This is a genomic window from Agrobacterium sp. CFBP 3001 (genome assembly GCF_027871605.1).
Taxonomy (GTDB): Bacteria; Pseudomonadota; Alphaproteobacteria; order Rhizobiales; family Rhizobiaceae; genus Agrobacterium; species Agrobacterium leguminum.
Genome location: NZ_JAQAHD010000034.1, coordinates 1 through 15161, shown reverse-complemented (window position 1 = coordinate 15161; position 15161 = coordinate 1). Strand labels below are relative to the sequence as shown.

Genomic DNA, 15161 nt, shown 5'->3' with positions numbered 1-15161 from the left:
ACAGTGACGGCCGACAATTCGTGATAAATTTGGCGTCATGTGTCTTTTGCCGCCCAATCGGAAGTGAAAAAAACATGCCCCGTTACCTTCAAGCCACAACGGAACGTTTTCCCGTCGCCGGCAGCTTCACCATTTCACGCGGCACCCGCACCCACGCGGATGTCGTAACGTGCACCATCCGCGATGGTTCCTTTACCGGTATCGGCGAATGTGTGCCCTATCCGCGTTATGGCGAAAGTATTGAAGGCGTCATTGCCGATATCGAGGCGATGGCGGAGCAGATCGCCGGCGGTGTGACACGGCAGGAACTGCAACAGGCGATGCAACCCGGCGCCGCCCGCAATGCGGTGGATTGCGCGCTGTGGGACCTCGAAGCCAAGATCACCGGCAAAACCGTTGCCGAGCGCATCCTTGGACAGGCGGCAAAGCCGCTCGTCACCGCCTACACCATCTCGCTTGCCGACCCCGAGACCATGGCCGCGAAAACGGCCGCAAACGCAGGCCGCCCGCTGCTGAAGATCAAGACCGGCACGGCGGATGACGAAGCGCGTCTAAGGGCCGTGCGCGCCGCCGCACCCGAAGCGCGCATCATCATCGACGCCAATGAAGGCTGGAACGATTATAATATCGAATATTATCTGCGGCTTGCGGCAGAACTGAAGATATCGCTGATCGAGCAGCCGCTACCCGCCGGCAAGGATGACATCCTCGCCCGCATCGACCATCCGGTGCTGATCTGCGCCGATGAAAGCGTGCATTCCACGAAGGACCTCGCCGGCCTGCGCGACCGTTACGATGCGATCAACATCAAGCTCGACAAGACCGGCGGCCTGACCGAAGCGCTCGTCATGAAGGCTGAGGCCGAAAGGCTCGGCTTCACCATCATGGTCGGCTGCATGCTCGGCACCTCGCTCGGCATGGCGCCTGCCGTGCTGGCGGCGCAGGGCACGGCCTTCGCAGATCTCGACGGGCCGCTGCTGCTGGCGCAGGATCGTGAGCCGGGGCTGGTTTATGAGGGTTCGCTGGTTTATCCGGCACGGCGGGAATTGTGGGGGTAGAACTCTCGCTAAGGGTCCGCACTGGGCTGGCATCGAGAGGCTGCATTCGCACCATCTCTCCGGTGCCTAACCGGAAGGTTACTGGGAACGCTCTAAAGCCTCACCTCCGTCATGCCGGACCTGATCCGGCATCCAGCCACCGCGCGTCTGCGGCGTGAGAAATAGGTCTTACGCGATCAAAGACTTGATCGCACTGGATCCCGGCTCAGGGCCGGGATGACGGTATGCGGATGCTACAATTTTTGCCAAACACTTCGTTTACAGGTGAGCCTGCAACCAGACGCGCCGACTCACGCCGCGTGCTTCCCGATCAGCCCCGGAATATCCACCGGCTCCATCTCGTCCGATGTGTGTTCGGCGGTAACGTCGCTCGTTTGCATCCAGGTGATCAGCTCGAAGCTGCCATCCGCATTTTCGGCAATCGCCGTGCAGCTTTCCACCCAGTCGCCGGTGTTGATGTAGCGGATGCCGTCCATGTCTTCCATGACAGCGTGGTGGATGTGCCCACAAATCACGCCATCGACATTGTTGCGTCGCGCCTCGTCGGCCACCACGCGCTGGAATTCGCCGATGAAATTGACGGCGTGTTTGACCTGCAGCTTGGCCCAGGCCGAGAACGACCAGTAAGGCAGGCCGATGCGGCGGCGCACGGCGGCGATGGCGATGTTGAGCGCAATTGCCGCGTCATAGGCCCAGTCGCCAAGATAAGCGAGCAGGCGGGCGTTGCGCACCACCACGTCGAACTCGTCGCCATGGATGATCAGGTACTTCTTGCCGTCGGCGGCCTCATGAATCATGCGCTCGGCAACTTCGATGCCGCCGAAATGCATGCCCGGAAATTCCCGCAGGAATTCGTCATGATTGCCGGGAATATAGACGATGCGCGTTCCCTTGCGGGCCTTGCGCAGAAGCTTCTGCACCACGTCGTTGCAGCCCTGCGGCCAGTACCAGCTGCGGCGCAGACGCCAGCCGTCGACAATGTCGCCGACGAGAATGATCGTCTCGGCCTCGTGATATTTCAGGAAGTCGAGCAGATAATCCGTCTTGGCCGCCTTGGAGCCGAGATGAACATCCGAAATGAAAAGCGTTCTGAACTGTCTGGTTTCGATTTGACCGGCCACGGATTTCATCCCCCTGTTCGGTTGCGTCCCTGCGGCTTTCTTACCTCTCAGAACCAGACTCGTGTTTCAGCAACATGACAGACGCCGGTTTTTATAGGGAATATGACGAAAGCCTTCACGAAAACGCGAATAAGCCATGGCCGCATTTGCATAAGGTGCGGTCAAATAACGGCTGTACCACGGGGAAGTTTGTTGTATTCAGGGGTCCGGAATTGAACCAGACATGACGGTGGAAGAATGACCTCTCACGATAAGAACAACACGCCCGCCAACACGGCAAAGGCCGACATCGAGGAACAGGCGCTCTTTTTCCACCGCTATCCGCGTCCCGGCAAGCTGGAAATCCAGGCCACCAAGCCGCTCGGCAACCAGCGCGATCTGGCGCTGGCCTACTCGCCGGGTGTTGCCGCCCCCTGCCTCGCCATCCATGAAAATCCGGAAACAGCGGCGGAATATACCGCCCGCGCCAACCTCGTCGCCGTCATTTCCAACGGCACGGCGGTGCTCGGCCTCGGCAATATCGGCCCGCTTGCTTCCAAGCCGGTGATGGAAGGCAAGGCCGTCCTCTTCAAGAAATTCGCCGGCATCGACGTTTTCGATATCGAAATCGATGCGCCCGGCATCAACGACATGGTCTCCACCATCGCAGCGCTGGAGCCCACCTTCGGCGGCATCAACCTTGAGGACATCAAGGCGCCGGAATGTTTCGAGGTTGAGCGCCAGCTGCGCGAGAAGATGAACATCCCGGTCTTCCACGATGACCAGCACGGCACCGCGATCATCGTCGCCGCCGCCGTCACCAACGCACTGGAACTCGCCGGAAAATCGCTCTCGAGCGTCAAGATCGTCGCCTCGGGCGCCGGCGCGGCAGCCCTTGCCTGCCTCAACCTGCTCGTTTCGATGGGCGCGAAGAAAGAAAACATCTGGGTCCACGACATCGAAGGCCTCGTTTACGATGGCCGCAACACGCTGATGGACGAGTGGAAGGAAGTTTACGCCCAGAAGACCGACAAGCGCGTTCTCTCCGAAACCATCGACGGCGCGGATGTCTTCCTCGGCCTTTCCGCCGCCGGCGTGCTGAAGCCGGAACTCCTGGAGCGCATGGCGGAGAACCCGCTGATCCTGGCGCTTGCCAACCCCAATCCGGAAATCATGCCGGAGGCGGCGCGTGCGGCCCGTCCGGATGCGATGATCTGCACCGGTCGTTCGGATTTCCCGAACCAGGTGAACAACGTTCTCTGCTTCCCCTATATCTTCCGCGGCGCGCTGGATTGCGGCGCAACCACGATCAACGAGGAAATGAAGATGGCCGCCGTGCAGGCCATCGCCGAACTCGCGCGTGAGGAAGTTTCAGAAGTGGCCGCAAAGGCCTATAGCGGCGAAACGCCGGTCTTCGGCCCGAACTACCTCATCCCCTCGCCCTTCGATCCGCGGCTCATCCTGCGCATTGCGCCAGCCGTTGCCCGCGCGGCGGCCGCAAGCGGTGTCGCCGCCCGGCCGATCACCGATTTCGAAGCCTATCTCGACCAGCTGAACCGTTTCGTCTGGCGTTCCGGCTTCATCATGAAGCCGGTATTCAACGCCGCGAAAGCCGCCGAAAAGAAGCGCATCATCTTTGCCGAAGGCGAAGACGAGCGCGTGCTGCGCGCCGCCCAGGTGCTGCTGGAAGAAGGCACCGGCATCCCGATCCTCATCGGCCGCCCGCAGATCATCGAAACGCGCCTGAAGCGCTTCGGCCTGCGCATCCGCCCACATACGGATTTCGCGGTGGTCAATCCGGAAGACGATCCGCGCTACCGCGACTATGTCGATGACTATTTCGCCCTTGTCGGTCGCGTCGGTATCAACCCGGAAGCAGCCCGCACCATCGTGCGCACCAACACGACCGTCATCGGCGCGCTGTCGGTGAAGCGCGGCGAAGCGGATGCGCTGATCTGCGGCCTCGAAGGCCGTTACGACCGCCACCTGCGCGACGTCAACCAGATCATCGGCAAGCAGGAAGGCGTGCGTTCCTTCGCGGGCCTCAGCCTGCTCATCACCCAGCAGGGTGCGCTGTTCCTCACCGATACTTTCGTGAATTACGACCCGACCTCCGAGGAAGTGGCGGAAATGGCCATTCTCGCGGCCAAGGAAATCCGCCGCTTCGGCATCACGCCGAAGATCGCCCTCGCCAGCCATTCCAATTTCGGCTCGCGCGATTCCGAAAGCGCCCGCAAGATGCGCCGCGCCCTGAAGATCGTGCAGGAAGCCGCACCGGAACTGGAAGTGGATGGCGAAATGCAGGGCGGTTCGGCCCTTTCGGAAGCGCTGCGCAAGCGTGCCATGCCGAACAGCGTGCTGACGGGCGAAGCGAACCTTCTGGTTTTCCCGAACCTCGATGCCGCCAACATCACGCTCGGCGTCACCCGCACCTTGACGGAAGGCCTGCATGTCGGCCCGATCCTGCTCGGCACGGCCCTGCCCGCCCATATCCTGTCGCCCAGCGTCACCTCGCGCGGCGTGGTCAACATGGCGGCGTTTGCCGTGGTGCAGGCCTCGCATCCTTCGGTGTGATAGAGGCCGCATTAACGCAATTTTGAACAGGCTGTTGCCGCATTGCGGCAACAGCTTATGTTATCTTCCCGAAACACGGATGTCGTGAAGTATAACGCCCCTGCCACCGGCCGGGGACATCGAACGGATCGAACAATTGACCCGCCGCAGCCGCATCATCGGCCTCCTGCTTCCCCTTGTTTTCATCGCCCCGGCCGCCGCCTTCGCGGATCAGGTCTGCGATACGCTTTATGCGCAATTGCGCGAGCCGCCCCGCGTCATAGGCAACACGGCAGAGGTGCGCCGTTATGCCAACGCGCTCGCCCGCCAGAATATCGTCATCCGCAAGATCAGGAACGACCTGCGCGGCTATGGCTGCTCATCCGGCAGCGTCATCGTCTATGGCAATCCCAATGCCGGTATCTGCGCCGAGATCGGCGATGCGCTGGCGGAAGCGGAAAGCGAGCGCGACGCCATCATCCGTGACCGCGACGACGCCATGGCGGCCGCGCGTAGCGACGACGGCGACATCAGGCGTCAGCGCATCCTCGCCGCCCTCGATGCCAATGGCTGCAACACCCTGCCGCAGACGGAAACACAATTGCCTCCGCCTCCGGATGTGACGCGTTATCCCGACGCCTTTCGGCAGAATGGCCCGCAGAACGACGATGAGCCGGGACAGGCGGGGCTTTCGCCCTACCCCAACGCCGCCGCCGAGGGCGGGCTTCGCACACTCTGCGTGCGCACCTGCGACGGCTCGTTTTTCCCCATCGCGTCCAATGCCTCGCCGCTCGATTTCCGCGCCCAGGCGGAGCAGTGCGAGAAAATGTGTCCGGGCACCGAGACGGAGCTTTATTTCCACTCCATGACGGATCAGGAAACCGCCGATATGGTGTCTGCGGAAACAGGCAAGCCCTACAGGGACCTGCCAACCGCCTTCGCCTATCGAAACGCCAGTACAAAAGCGCCAGGCTGCGCCTGCAACATGGCCGCCTATCACAAGGAAATGCAAAAGCAGGAAGAGGCCGCCCGGCCGCAGCCCGAAAAACCCTATTCCGGCATCACCACCATTCCATCACCGCAAGCTGACAAGGCTGAGAAACCCGCCGAACAGCAACAGGCCGCCAAGCCGCAGGAACAGCCCGTTCCCGAACGCGACTATGACCCCAACGACAGCCGCGTCCGCGTCATAGGCCCGAAATTCCTGCCCGACCAGACGGGCCGGATCGACCTGAAGAACCCGGCACTGAAGGGTATACAGCCGCAGCAGTGACATACATCGCGGAGCGAGCAGGCGCCGCTTGTTTCTTCTCCCCGAGCGAGAGAACTCCGCGGCAGCGCGATGAGAGGGCGGCGTCAGCGATATTCGGAGAGCTTGCCCTCTCATCCGACCTTCCGGGCCACTTTCTCCCCGGCGGGGAGAAGAAACACACGGCAAGGCCCCGCCTTGTTCACAGGCCTACGCTTCTACACCCCGCCCCAGCGGTTACGAAACACCAGTTCCTCCAGCGGCACGCGCTGTCGCCAGCCCTTCACCGCCAGTTCCGGCTCGTTATAGAGCGCATCGACACGGCCGAGGCAAAGCCAGGCGACGATTTCGATATGGTCGGGAATATCGAGAATGGTGCGAATGTCGCTATCGTGGAAAATGCTCACCCAGCCGACACCGATGCCTTCGGCGCGCGCCGCGAGCCAGAGATTCTGGATGGCGCAGACGGTGGAATAGACATCCGTGCGCGGATTATGGGTGCGGCCCAGCACCACCTTGCCGCCGCGCGTCGGATCGCAGGTGACGCAGATGCTGAGCGGCGCCTTGCGGATGCCTTCAAGCTTGAGACTGCGATAAAGCGCCTGCTGCTCGCCCGTGAACATCGCCGCCGCCTCCTCATTGGCGCGGCTGAAAGCCACAAAGGCCGCCTGACGGATCGCGCCATCGGTGATGAGGGTGAAATTCCACGGCTGCATGAAACCGACCGAGGGCGCGGAATGGGCCGCCTTCAAAAGACGCTCCACCAGATCGTCCGGCAGCGGGTCCGGCAGGAACTGGTCGCGCACGTCGCGACGGGTCTCGATGGCGCGGTAAATGGCCTCGCGTTCCTCACAGGAAAACGGGCGGGCGGGCGAGAGCGCATGATCGAACGAACTGGCTGGCATCGTCTATCCCCAACAATGCGAAGGCCGGGCGCAAATGCGCACCCCGCCTCGACAACAACCTGCCGCCGTCCGCGCGGTTCGGTCTATCCCGTCAGGCCGGTCTTCTGACTTGGCTTCATCCGCCCTTTTCGCCTTCCCGAATTGCTTCAGTGGCTTTAAAAAAAGAACGTCCGCCTCACAGCGCTGGGCACGTTCCGGTCTTTCACCGGATTCCCGATTCTCCCGCCGCAAGGGCAGGCACCTGACAGGCAAGCTATGGGCAAAAAAGTTTGCGAATGCAAGCATCCTGCCGGTGGTGCGGCAATGTGGCCCGCCTCACCCCCATCATTCCACCGGAAAATACCGGACATAAGCGAACTCATCCCCATCCGGTGACCAGTTGGGCGAGTTCATCGTGCCCTGCCCGCCGAAAAGTTCGAACAGCGTCTCAGCATTGCCGCCATCCATGTCTATCAGCCGCACCCGCACATCGAGATCGCGCGGATGGTCGAAAACGTCGCCGTCATAGGAAACGAACACCACCTTGTCTCCCTTCGGAGACGGGTGCGGAAACCAGTCGCCATAGGGACTGTCGGTAATGCGCTCGACGGCGGAGCCATCCACCCGCACGCGCCAGATCTGCATTCGCCCGGTGCGGCTGGAATTGAAATAGATCCACTCGCCGTCAGGCGAATAATCCGGCCCGTCATTGCGGCCCTCGCCATGGGTCAGCCGCGTCTCGACGCCGCTTGTTATATCCATCGAATAGATATCGAAGACCTGATCGCGAATGCCGCAATAGGCAAAACCTTTCCCATCCGGCGACCAGCCATGCCAGTAAGAGGGAAGATTTTTCGTCATCAACCGCGGCGCGCCGCCCGTCGAGGCCATGAGATAGATGGCGCTCTTGCCAAATTCCACCTTATCGGAAATGGCGTAGAGCGATCCATCCGGCGAAATACCGTGATCATTGTTGCAGAGCGTGGCAAAGCCGGTATCGACCTTCTCCGGCGCGATATCACCGGCAAGAGACAGGCGGTAAAGCAGACCTTCGCTGTTCAGCAGCAGATATTTTCCATCCGGCGACCAGTTCGGCGCTTCAAAAAGATCAGGCGTCTGCCACACCACCCGCATCTGCCGGGTGCGGATGTTGAAGATTTCGATGGAGCTGCGCATTCTGCCTCCCGGGCGTGTCCGTGTCTCGTTCAAAGCGCCGGGCAATGCAGACATTCCGTTTGCATCCGCCATCGCCTCGATTATGATCCTAGGGCGGCAGGCACCGTCCTGCAAATTCAAACCGGAAAAAACGCCAGCGCTCCAGCACCGTCCGTGACCCTTGCCGTTTCTCCCAGATCCGAGGTTCCGCGATGAATACCATCGCCGATCACGGCATCCGCTTCGGCCGGATCGCCGCAATGCTTCCTGTCAAAAACATCGAAAAGGCCCACGATTTTTACGTTGGCGTGCTGGGCTTCGAAAAGACCTTCGAAAACGGCACCCCCGTCGGCTTCATGATCCTCAAACAGGGCAACGCCGAACTGCATCTGACATTGCAGCCCAGCCACAAGGCAGCACCCTTCAACGTGGCGCATATGATGGTGAGCGATGTGGATGCGCTGCATGCGCTCTGCAAGAGTGAGGGCTTGCGCATCATCAAGGGCCTCCAGGACAAGGATTACGGCCTGCGCGCCTTTGTGTTTGAAGACCCGGATGGCAACCGCATCGATGTGGGGCAGGTTATTTGAGATCAGCGAACGGCGCGGGGTTTTCTCCGCGCCGCTTGCTTAAACACGAAGGTTGTGGAACGAGCGAATGCCCCTTGTTTCTTCTCCCCGCCGGGGAGAAGTCCGCGGCAGCGAGATGAGGGGGCAAGGGTAGTGAGTTACGGCAACGTTGCCCCCTCATCCGACCCTTCGGGCCACCTTCTCCCCGGCGGGGAGAAGAAACGAGCGGCAACGCCGGGCAAAACATCCGCTACCAGCGTCTTCCTTCAATCACCGATCCCGAAACCGGTTGGTGATCGGATAACGCCTGTCACGCCCAAAGTTCTTCTTGGTGATCTTCACCCCCGGGGCCGATTGCCGGCGCTTATATTCGGCGAGATAGAGCAGATGCTCCACCCGGTGCACGGTCGCCACATCATGACCGCGCGCCAGAATTTCCTCGACCGACATTTCCTTTTCGACGAGGCATTCCAGAATATCGTCCAGCACCGGATAGGGCGGCAGCGAATCCTGGTCGGTCTGGTTGGGGCGCAATTCGGCCGACGGGGCCTTGGAAATGATATTGGCCGGGATCACTTCGCCGGAAGGGCCGAGCGCGCCCGGCGGCACATGGGCGTTGCGCCAGCTGGAAATGGCATAGACCTGCATCTTGTAGAGGTCCTTGATGGGGTTGAAACCGCCATTCATGTCGCCGTAGAGCGTCGCATAACCCACCGACATTTCCGACTTGTTGCCCGTCGTCACCACCATGGAGCCGAACTTGTTCGAGACGGCCATCAAAATGGTGCCGCGCGTGCGGCTCTGCAGGTTTTCCTCGGTAATGCCCTCTTCCGTGCCCTCGAAGAGATCGGAAAGCGCCGAAAGGAATCCTTCCACCGGCTCGACGATCGGCACAATATCGTAACGGCAGCCCAGCGCTTTCGCGCAATCGGCTGCGTCCTTCAGCGATTCCTCCGAAGTATAACGGTAAGGCAACATGATGCAGCGCACCCGCTCCTCGCCCAGCGCATCGACGGCAAGGGCGGCACAGATCGCCGAATCGATGCCGCCGGAAAGGCCGAGAACCACGCTCTTGAAGCCGTTCTTGTTGACGTAATCGCGGAAGCCCAGCATGCAGGCGCGGTAATCCGCCTCCTCGCCTTCGGGAATCTTCGAGAAAGGTCCGCTATCGCAATGCCAGCCGTCTGCCGTGCGTTTCCAGTCGGTGACGGCAAGTGTGGCCTCGAACTGGCTCATCTGGAAAGCGAGCGTCTTATCGGCATTGAAGCCGAAGCTCGCGCCGTCGAACACCAGCTCATCCTGCCCACCCAGCTGGTTGGCGAAAACGAGCGGCAAACCGCTTTCGATAACCTGCCGCAGCGCCACCTGATGGCGCACATCCAGCTTGCCGCGATAATAGGGCGAACCGTTCGGCACCAGCAGGATTTCCGCCCCGCTTTCGGCGAGCGTTTCGCAGACACCCATATCGTTCCAGATTTCCTCGCAGATCGGAATGCCGATCCTGACCCCACGGAAATTATAGGGACCGGAAATCGAGCCCTCAGAGAAAACACGCTTTTCGTCGAACTCGCCGTAATTCGGCAGGTCGATCTTGTCGCGCAGCGCGATGATCTTGCCGCCATCCAGAAGTGCCACGGAATTGTGCCGGCCCGTCCCACCCTGTCGCGGAAAACCGATGACGATGCCCGGCCCGCCATCGGCGGTTTCCGCCGCCAGCTCTTCCACGGCTTTCAGGCATGCTTTCAGGAAAGCCGGCTTCAGCACCAGATCTTCCGGCGGATAGCCCGATATGAACAGCTCGGTCAGAAGCAGAAGATCGGCGCCCTGCGTCGCCGCATCTGCCCTTGCCTCGCGCGCCTTGGCGAGATTGCCCGCCACGTCGCCAACGGTGGGATTGAACTGCCCGACGGCAATCCGGAGATGGTTCTCTATATCGTGTCTGTCGCTCATGGCTTTTCAATACCGCGCCCGTGCCCGCTCCGCAACGCGGCAATTGCATGGCGACGCCCGTTAGGCTTCGTCCGCGCGCGTTCACGCTAAGGTTATCGCCGCACCGGCCAGACTCTTCAAAGTTCATGTCGCGTTCATCGCGCTTATGTGACAGTTACATGACACTTTTGCGACACCCGATTCACCTCCCCGGATCGGCCGTGCCGCCTGCGATACCGGAGTATGGGTTTGAGAGATTCGGCGCCAAAAACAACGGCTTCCGAAAAGGCTGGTTTCGTCTTTTCGCCTGCATGGACAAGGAGCCTTTCCAAGCTTTCGGGCATCGCCTATCCGCTTGCCAATCTGACGATCGCGTCCGTCGTGCTGGTCGTGGCGCTGGAGTGGATCGCCCGCGGCTCGCTCACGGATGTCGGCGCTTTCCTCACCTCCTCCGCCCGCCCCGGCATGACCACCATTGCCGCCGTGCTTGCCCTTCTCGTGGCGCTGGATGCACTTCTTGGCAGGCGTTACCTGTCGCTGATCGCGCTTGCGCCGCTCTGCGCGCTGACGGGGCTGATTTCGGCACAGAAACAGACCTATCTTTCCGATCCGCTTTATCCATCCGACCTGCTGTTCGGCCGCCAGATTCTCGAGCTTCTGCCGACCATGCTGAAGGCCCAGCCGATGACGGCAGCACTCGTCGCTCTCGGTATCTGCGCCGCGATTGCGGCACTTACGGCGCTGTGGCTGCTGGCGCGCCGCCATTCACCGGGCTTGAGCTGGCGAGAACGCGCCGCCGGTCTCGCGCTGGCGCTGCCGCTTCTTGCGGGTCTCGCCTCGCTGATGGACTATTCGCATTATTCCTGGGTGCGCGATCGCCTCAACATCATTCCCATGATGTGGGATCAGCAGGAAAATTACCGCCATAACGGCTTCCTGATGGCCTTCGCCTTCAATATTCCGATGGCCAATGTCTCGGCGCCGCAGGGTTACGGCGAAAACACCATTGCAGACCTGACATCCGAACCCGCCGCCTTTGCCGCCAACAAGGGCGATTACCCCGATGTCATCATGCTGATGAGCGAATCGCTGTGGGATCCGACGCGGCTGGAAAATGTGAGCCTCTCCGCCGATCCCATGCCGACGATCCGCGCCAAACAGTCCGGCAATGTCTTTTCCCCGGAATTCGGCGGCATGACGGCGAATGTGGAATTCGAGGCGCTGACCGGCTTCTCCAACGCCTTCCTGCCCTATGGCAGCATTCCCTATCAGCAATATATCCGCCGCCCGGTGCCCTCGCTCGCCAGCTTCTTCCGTGGCGAAGGTTATTCCGCCATCGCCATGCACCCCTTCCAGGAATGGTTTTGGAACCGCAAGCAGGTCTACAAAAACTTCGGCTTCGAGGAATTCCGCTCCGAAGAGACGCTGCCGACGATGGAAAAACGCGGCAACTTCGCCTCCGACGATGCGCTGATGGACGAGATCATGGCGACGGCCGAGAAGGCGCAGAACCCGCTCTTCCTCTTCGCCGTCACCCTTCAGGGACACGGCCCCTACGAGGCGACCCGTTACGCCGAAAACACCATCGGCGTCGAGGGCGGCCTTTCCGCCTCGGCCTCGCAGGCGCTGGCCACCTATTCGCAAGGGGTGGCGGAAGCCGATGAAGCGCTGCTGAAACTCATGCGCTGGGCGAAGAAGCGTGACCGGGAAACCATCGTCGTCCTGTTCGGCGATCACCTGCCGCCGCTCGGCCAGACCTTCGTGGAAAGCGGCTACATGCCGGGCATGGTAGCCAGCCGCCGCGCGCCGCTGGAGGTGATGAAGAAGGAACATGAGACGCCGCTCATCGTCTGGTCCTCAAAGAAGGGCGTGCGCAAGAATATCGGCACCATCAGCCCGGCGCTTTTGCCTTATCACGTGCTGAAAACGGCGGGCTTCTCCGATCCCTTCTACACCGGCACGCTGGGCGACGTGCAGCAGGCCTTTTCCGTCATCGACCGGCATATGCTGGTGGCAACCGACGGCAAGGCCCTGCCCGACTGGTCAATTGCCCCGAACGCCGTTCCCGACGTGGTGCGCGACTACCGCCTGCTGCAATTCGACATGATGTTCGGCCAGCAATATGGCCGCGAGCGCTTCTTCCCCGGTTTCAACTGGCTGCACGAGGGCGCGCCATCGGTCTGATGTTTTCGGCGGGGACGCCTGAACCGCATGGCGGTGGAAATCGTTTGAATTCCGCCGCCATGCGGGTTTATCTCGGGAACATCCGCATCGCCTCATCAGAACCGGAGACACACCGTGTCAGATATCTCCGACTATATCGTTTCGCATTTCAAGCGTTCCTCTCGCGAAATCGGCGAAGTGGAGCGGCGCATTCTGGAACTGTCGCACCAGAAGAAACTGATTTCGAGCGACACCAATGCGGAATTTTCCGCTGGTGCGAGTTTCGGCGACAGGCTGGCCGACAATATCGCCAAGGTCGGCGGCTCCTGGGGTTTCATCCTCGGTTTCTGCTTTTTCCTGATCTTCTGGGCCGTCATCAACACCATCATCCTGACGACCGGCGCTTTCGATCCCTACCCCTTTATCTTCCTAAACCTGCTGCTTTCCATGCTGGCGGCCATTCAGGCGCCGATCATCATGATGTCGCAGAACCGCCAGGCCGCCCGCGACCGTTTCGAGGCCGCCAAGGACTATGAGGTGAACCTGAAGGCCGAGCTTGAGGTTCTTTCCCTGCATGAAAAGATCGATGTGAAGGTGCTGGCCGAACTGGCCGCGCTCCGGCAGGACCTTGCAGCCCTTCACCGCCATGTCACCCGCAAGGAAGACTGAAGCCGCTTACCCCCCTCTGCCCTCCAGAAATCGCACAACCCCCTGAAACCTCACCCCCAGTTACGAATCCGTCAGATTCTTACGCTACAGATTGACGCAGGCGTTTGTTGCATTGCACTCTTGCGGGCAAGGCTGAAGGGGAATCACTCCCCATCGTCAAAATGGCATCACGACCATTTCGCGGCGACGCCATGCCGGATGCGACATCCGGTCATCGCAATAATTCTGTTCCGGGGTTTTTCATGCACCAGTTCGATCTGATTGTTGTCGGCAGCGGTCCGGCGGGAAGACGGGCCGCCATTCAGGCCGCCAAGCTCGAAAAGAGGGTTCTGGTCATCGAGAAGGGCAGCCGCGTCGGCGGCGTTTCCGTGCACACCGGCACCATTCCATCGAAGACCCTGCGCGAGACGGCGCTCAATCTCACCGGCTGGCGCGAGCGCGGTTTTTACGGCCGCGCCTATCGCGTCAAGCAGGAGATCGATGCGGAAGACCTGCGCCGCCGCCTGCTCATCACGCTGGATCACGAAGTGGAAGTGCTGGAACACCAGTTCGCCCGCAACCGCGTGCAGCACATTCGCGGCACGGCGAGCTTCATCGACGCCAACACCATGAAGGTGGTGAAGAGCGACGGCGAGATCATGACCGTGACGGGCACCTCCATCCTGCTGACCATCGGCACCCGCCCCTACCGGCCGCCGCATATTCCCTTCGATGGCGAAGCGGTGCTCGACTCGGACGAGATTCTTGAGATCAAGGAACTCCCGCGCTCCATGGTCGTCGTTGGCGCTGGCGTCATCGGCATCGAATATGCCACCATCTTCAGCGCGCTCGATACGCAGGTGACGGTGGTGGAGCCGCGCGAAACCATGCTGGAATTCATCGACAAGGAAATCGTCGAGGATTTCGCCTATCAGCTGCGCGACCGCAACATGAAGCTGATCTTCGGCCAGAAGGCGGAAAAGGTGGAACGCGACGAAAGCGGCAAGTGCCTCGTCTCGCTCGGCAATGGCCGCGTCCTGAAGGCGGAGACCGTCCTCTTCGCCGCCGGCCGTGTCGGCGCCACCGATACACTCAATCTTTCGGCCTGCGGGCTGGAGGCCGATAGCCGCGGCCGGCTGAAGGTCGATCCCGAAACCTTCCAGACCTCGGTGCCGAACATCTATGCCGCCGGCGACATCATCGGTTTCCCGAGCCTTGCCTCCACCTCCATGGAACAGGGCCGCATCGCCGCCCGCCACGCCGTCGGCGCACCGGCCGGCGAACCGCCGCAATTCTTCCCTTACGGCATCTATGCCGTACCGGAAATTTCCACCTGCGGCCTGACGGAAGAAGAAGTCATCGAACGCGGCATTCCCTATGAATGCGGCATCGCCCATTTCCGCGAAACCTCGCGCGGCCACATCATGGGTCTCGACAGCGGGCTGTTGAAGATGATCTTCTCGCTCAAAACCCGCCGCCTGCTCGGCGTCCACATCGTCGGCGAAGGTGCCACCGAACTGGTGCATATCGGCCAGGCGGTGCTGAACCTCAAAGGCACTGTGGAATATTTCGTCGAGAACACGTTCAACTATCCCACACTTGCCGAGGCTTACAAGATTGCCGGGCTGGATGCGTGGAACCGCATGGGTGAGATCAAGAAGGATTGAGCGGAGTATTCGGCAGCACTGCCAAATGCCATGCGGCCGCGCTTGGTAAGGTCGTAGCTTCCTCTCCCCGTCACCCCGGACTTGTGTGGACGTATTGTGGTTTACTTGATGCATAGGCCGGGATGCGCATCCCGGCCTATGCAGGCAGGCGGCCGTATTTCCGGACTGGTTTACGCAGCCGAGATC

At 61.0% G+C, this 15161-nt stretch carries 11 protein-coding genes and 1 riboswitch; of the genes, 7 read left to right on the top strand and 4 right to left on the bottom strand.

What is annotated here, in order from left to right; all coding sequences use genetic code 11:
* Positions 1 to 74 precede the first annotated feature (74 nt).
* Positions 75 to 1058: an N-acetyl-D-Glu racemase DgcA gene (dgcA, locus tag PH605_RS24025; RefSeq protein ID WP_142846532.1), complete on the top strand. Its 984-nt coding sequence runs from the start codon at positions 75 to 77 to the stop codon at positions 1056 to 1058.
* Between the two features lie 290 nt (positions 1059 to 1348).
* Here dgcA and PH605_RS24020 read toward each other — a convergent pair whose 3' ends face one another.
* Positions 1349 to 2188, bottom strand: a complete 840-nt coding sequence (locus PH605_RS24020; protein WP_161988019.1) for a UDP-2,3-diacylglucosamine diphosphatase — start codon at positions 2186 to 2188, stop codon at positions 1349 to 1351.
* Between the two features lie 228 nt (positions 2189 to 2416).
* Here PH605_RS24020 and PH605_RS24015 point away from each other — a divergent pair, with 228 nt between their 5' ends.
* Positions 2417 to 4732, top strand: a complete 2316-nt coding sequence (locus PH605_RS24015; protein WP_078053050.1) for an NADP-dependent malic enzyme — start codon at positions 2417 to 2419, stop codon at positions 4730 to 4732.
* Between the two features lie 136 nt (positions 4733 to 4868).
* Entirely contained in the window at positions 4869 to 5984 is a 1116-nt protein-coding gene (locus PH605_RS24010; RefSeq protein WP_161988018.1) for a DUF2865 domain-containing protein, read from the top strand.
* 194 nt (positions 5985 to 6178) lie between these two features.
* Here PH605_RS24010 and bluB read toward each other — a convergent pair whose 3' ends face one another.
* Together bluB and PH605_RS24000 are read right to left on the bottom strand one after the other, a co-directional pair.
* Entirely contained in the window at positions 6179 to 6865 is a 687-nt protein-coding gene (gene bluB, locus PH605_RS24005; protein ID WP_142846531.1) for a 5,6-dimethylbenzimidazole synthase, read from the bottom strand.
* A 77-nt stretch (positions 6866 to 6942) separates the two neighbouring features.
* Positions 6943 to 7125: riboswitch (cobalamin riboswitch) on the bottom strand.
* A 64-nt stretch (positions 7126 to 7189) separates the two neighbouring features.
* Entirely contained in the window at positions 7190 to 8020 is an 831-nt protein-coding gene (locus PH605_RS24000) for a TolB family protein (RefSeq protein ID WP_142846530.1), read from the bottom strand.
* A 191-nt stretch (positions 8021 to 8211) separates the two neighbouring features.
* On the opposite strand from PH605_RS24000, the gene PH605_RS23995 reads away from it, so the two are divergent.
* Complete coding sequence (locus tag PH605_RS23995; RefSeq protein ID WP_142846529.1) at positions 8212 to 8589, top strand: glyoxalase superfamily protein; 378 nt, start codon at positions 8212 to 8214, stop codon at positions 8587 to 8589.
* A 249-nt stretch (positions 8590 to 8838) separates the two neighbouring features.
* On the opposite strand, the gene PH605_RS23990 is transcribed toward PH605_RS23995, so the two are convergent.
* A complete protein-coding gene (locus tag PH605_RS23990) occupies positions 8839 to 10518 on the bottom strand; it encodes an NAD+ synthase (RefSeq protein WP_142846528.1) in 1680 nt (559 codons plus the stop codon).
* Positions 10519 to 10740: 222 nt separating this feature from the next.
* On the opposite strand from PH605_RS23990, the gene PH605_RS23985 reads away from it, so the two are divergent.
* From PH605_RS23985 to sthA, 3 genes are all read left to right on the top strand, one after another.
* Positions 10741 to 12681, top strand: a complete 1941-nt coding sequence (locus PH605_RS23985) for an LTA synthase family protein (protein WP_161988017.1) — start codon at positions 10741 to 10743, stop codon at positions 12679 to 12681.
* A gap of 114 nt (positions 12682 to 12795) precedes the next feature.
* Positions 12796 to 13329 (top strand): DUF1003 domain-containing protein, encoded by a 534-nt coding sequence (locus tag PH605_RS23980; protein ID WP_065656128.1) that lies wholly within the window; start codon positions 12796 to 12798, stop codon positions 13327 to 13329.
* Between the two features lie 242 nt (positions 13330 to 13571).
* Positions 13572 to 14975: a Si-specific NAD(P)(+) transhydrogenase gene (gene sthA, locus PH605_RS23975; RefSeq protein ID WP_065656145.1), complete on the top strand. Its 1404-nt coding sequence runs from the start codon at positions 13572 to 13574 to the stop codon at positions 14973 to 14975.
* Positions 14976 to 15161 lie beyond the last annotated feature (186 nt).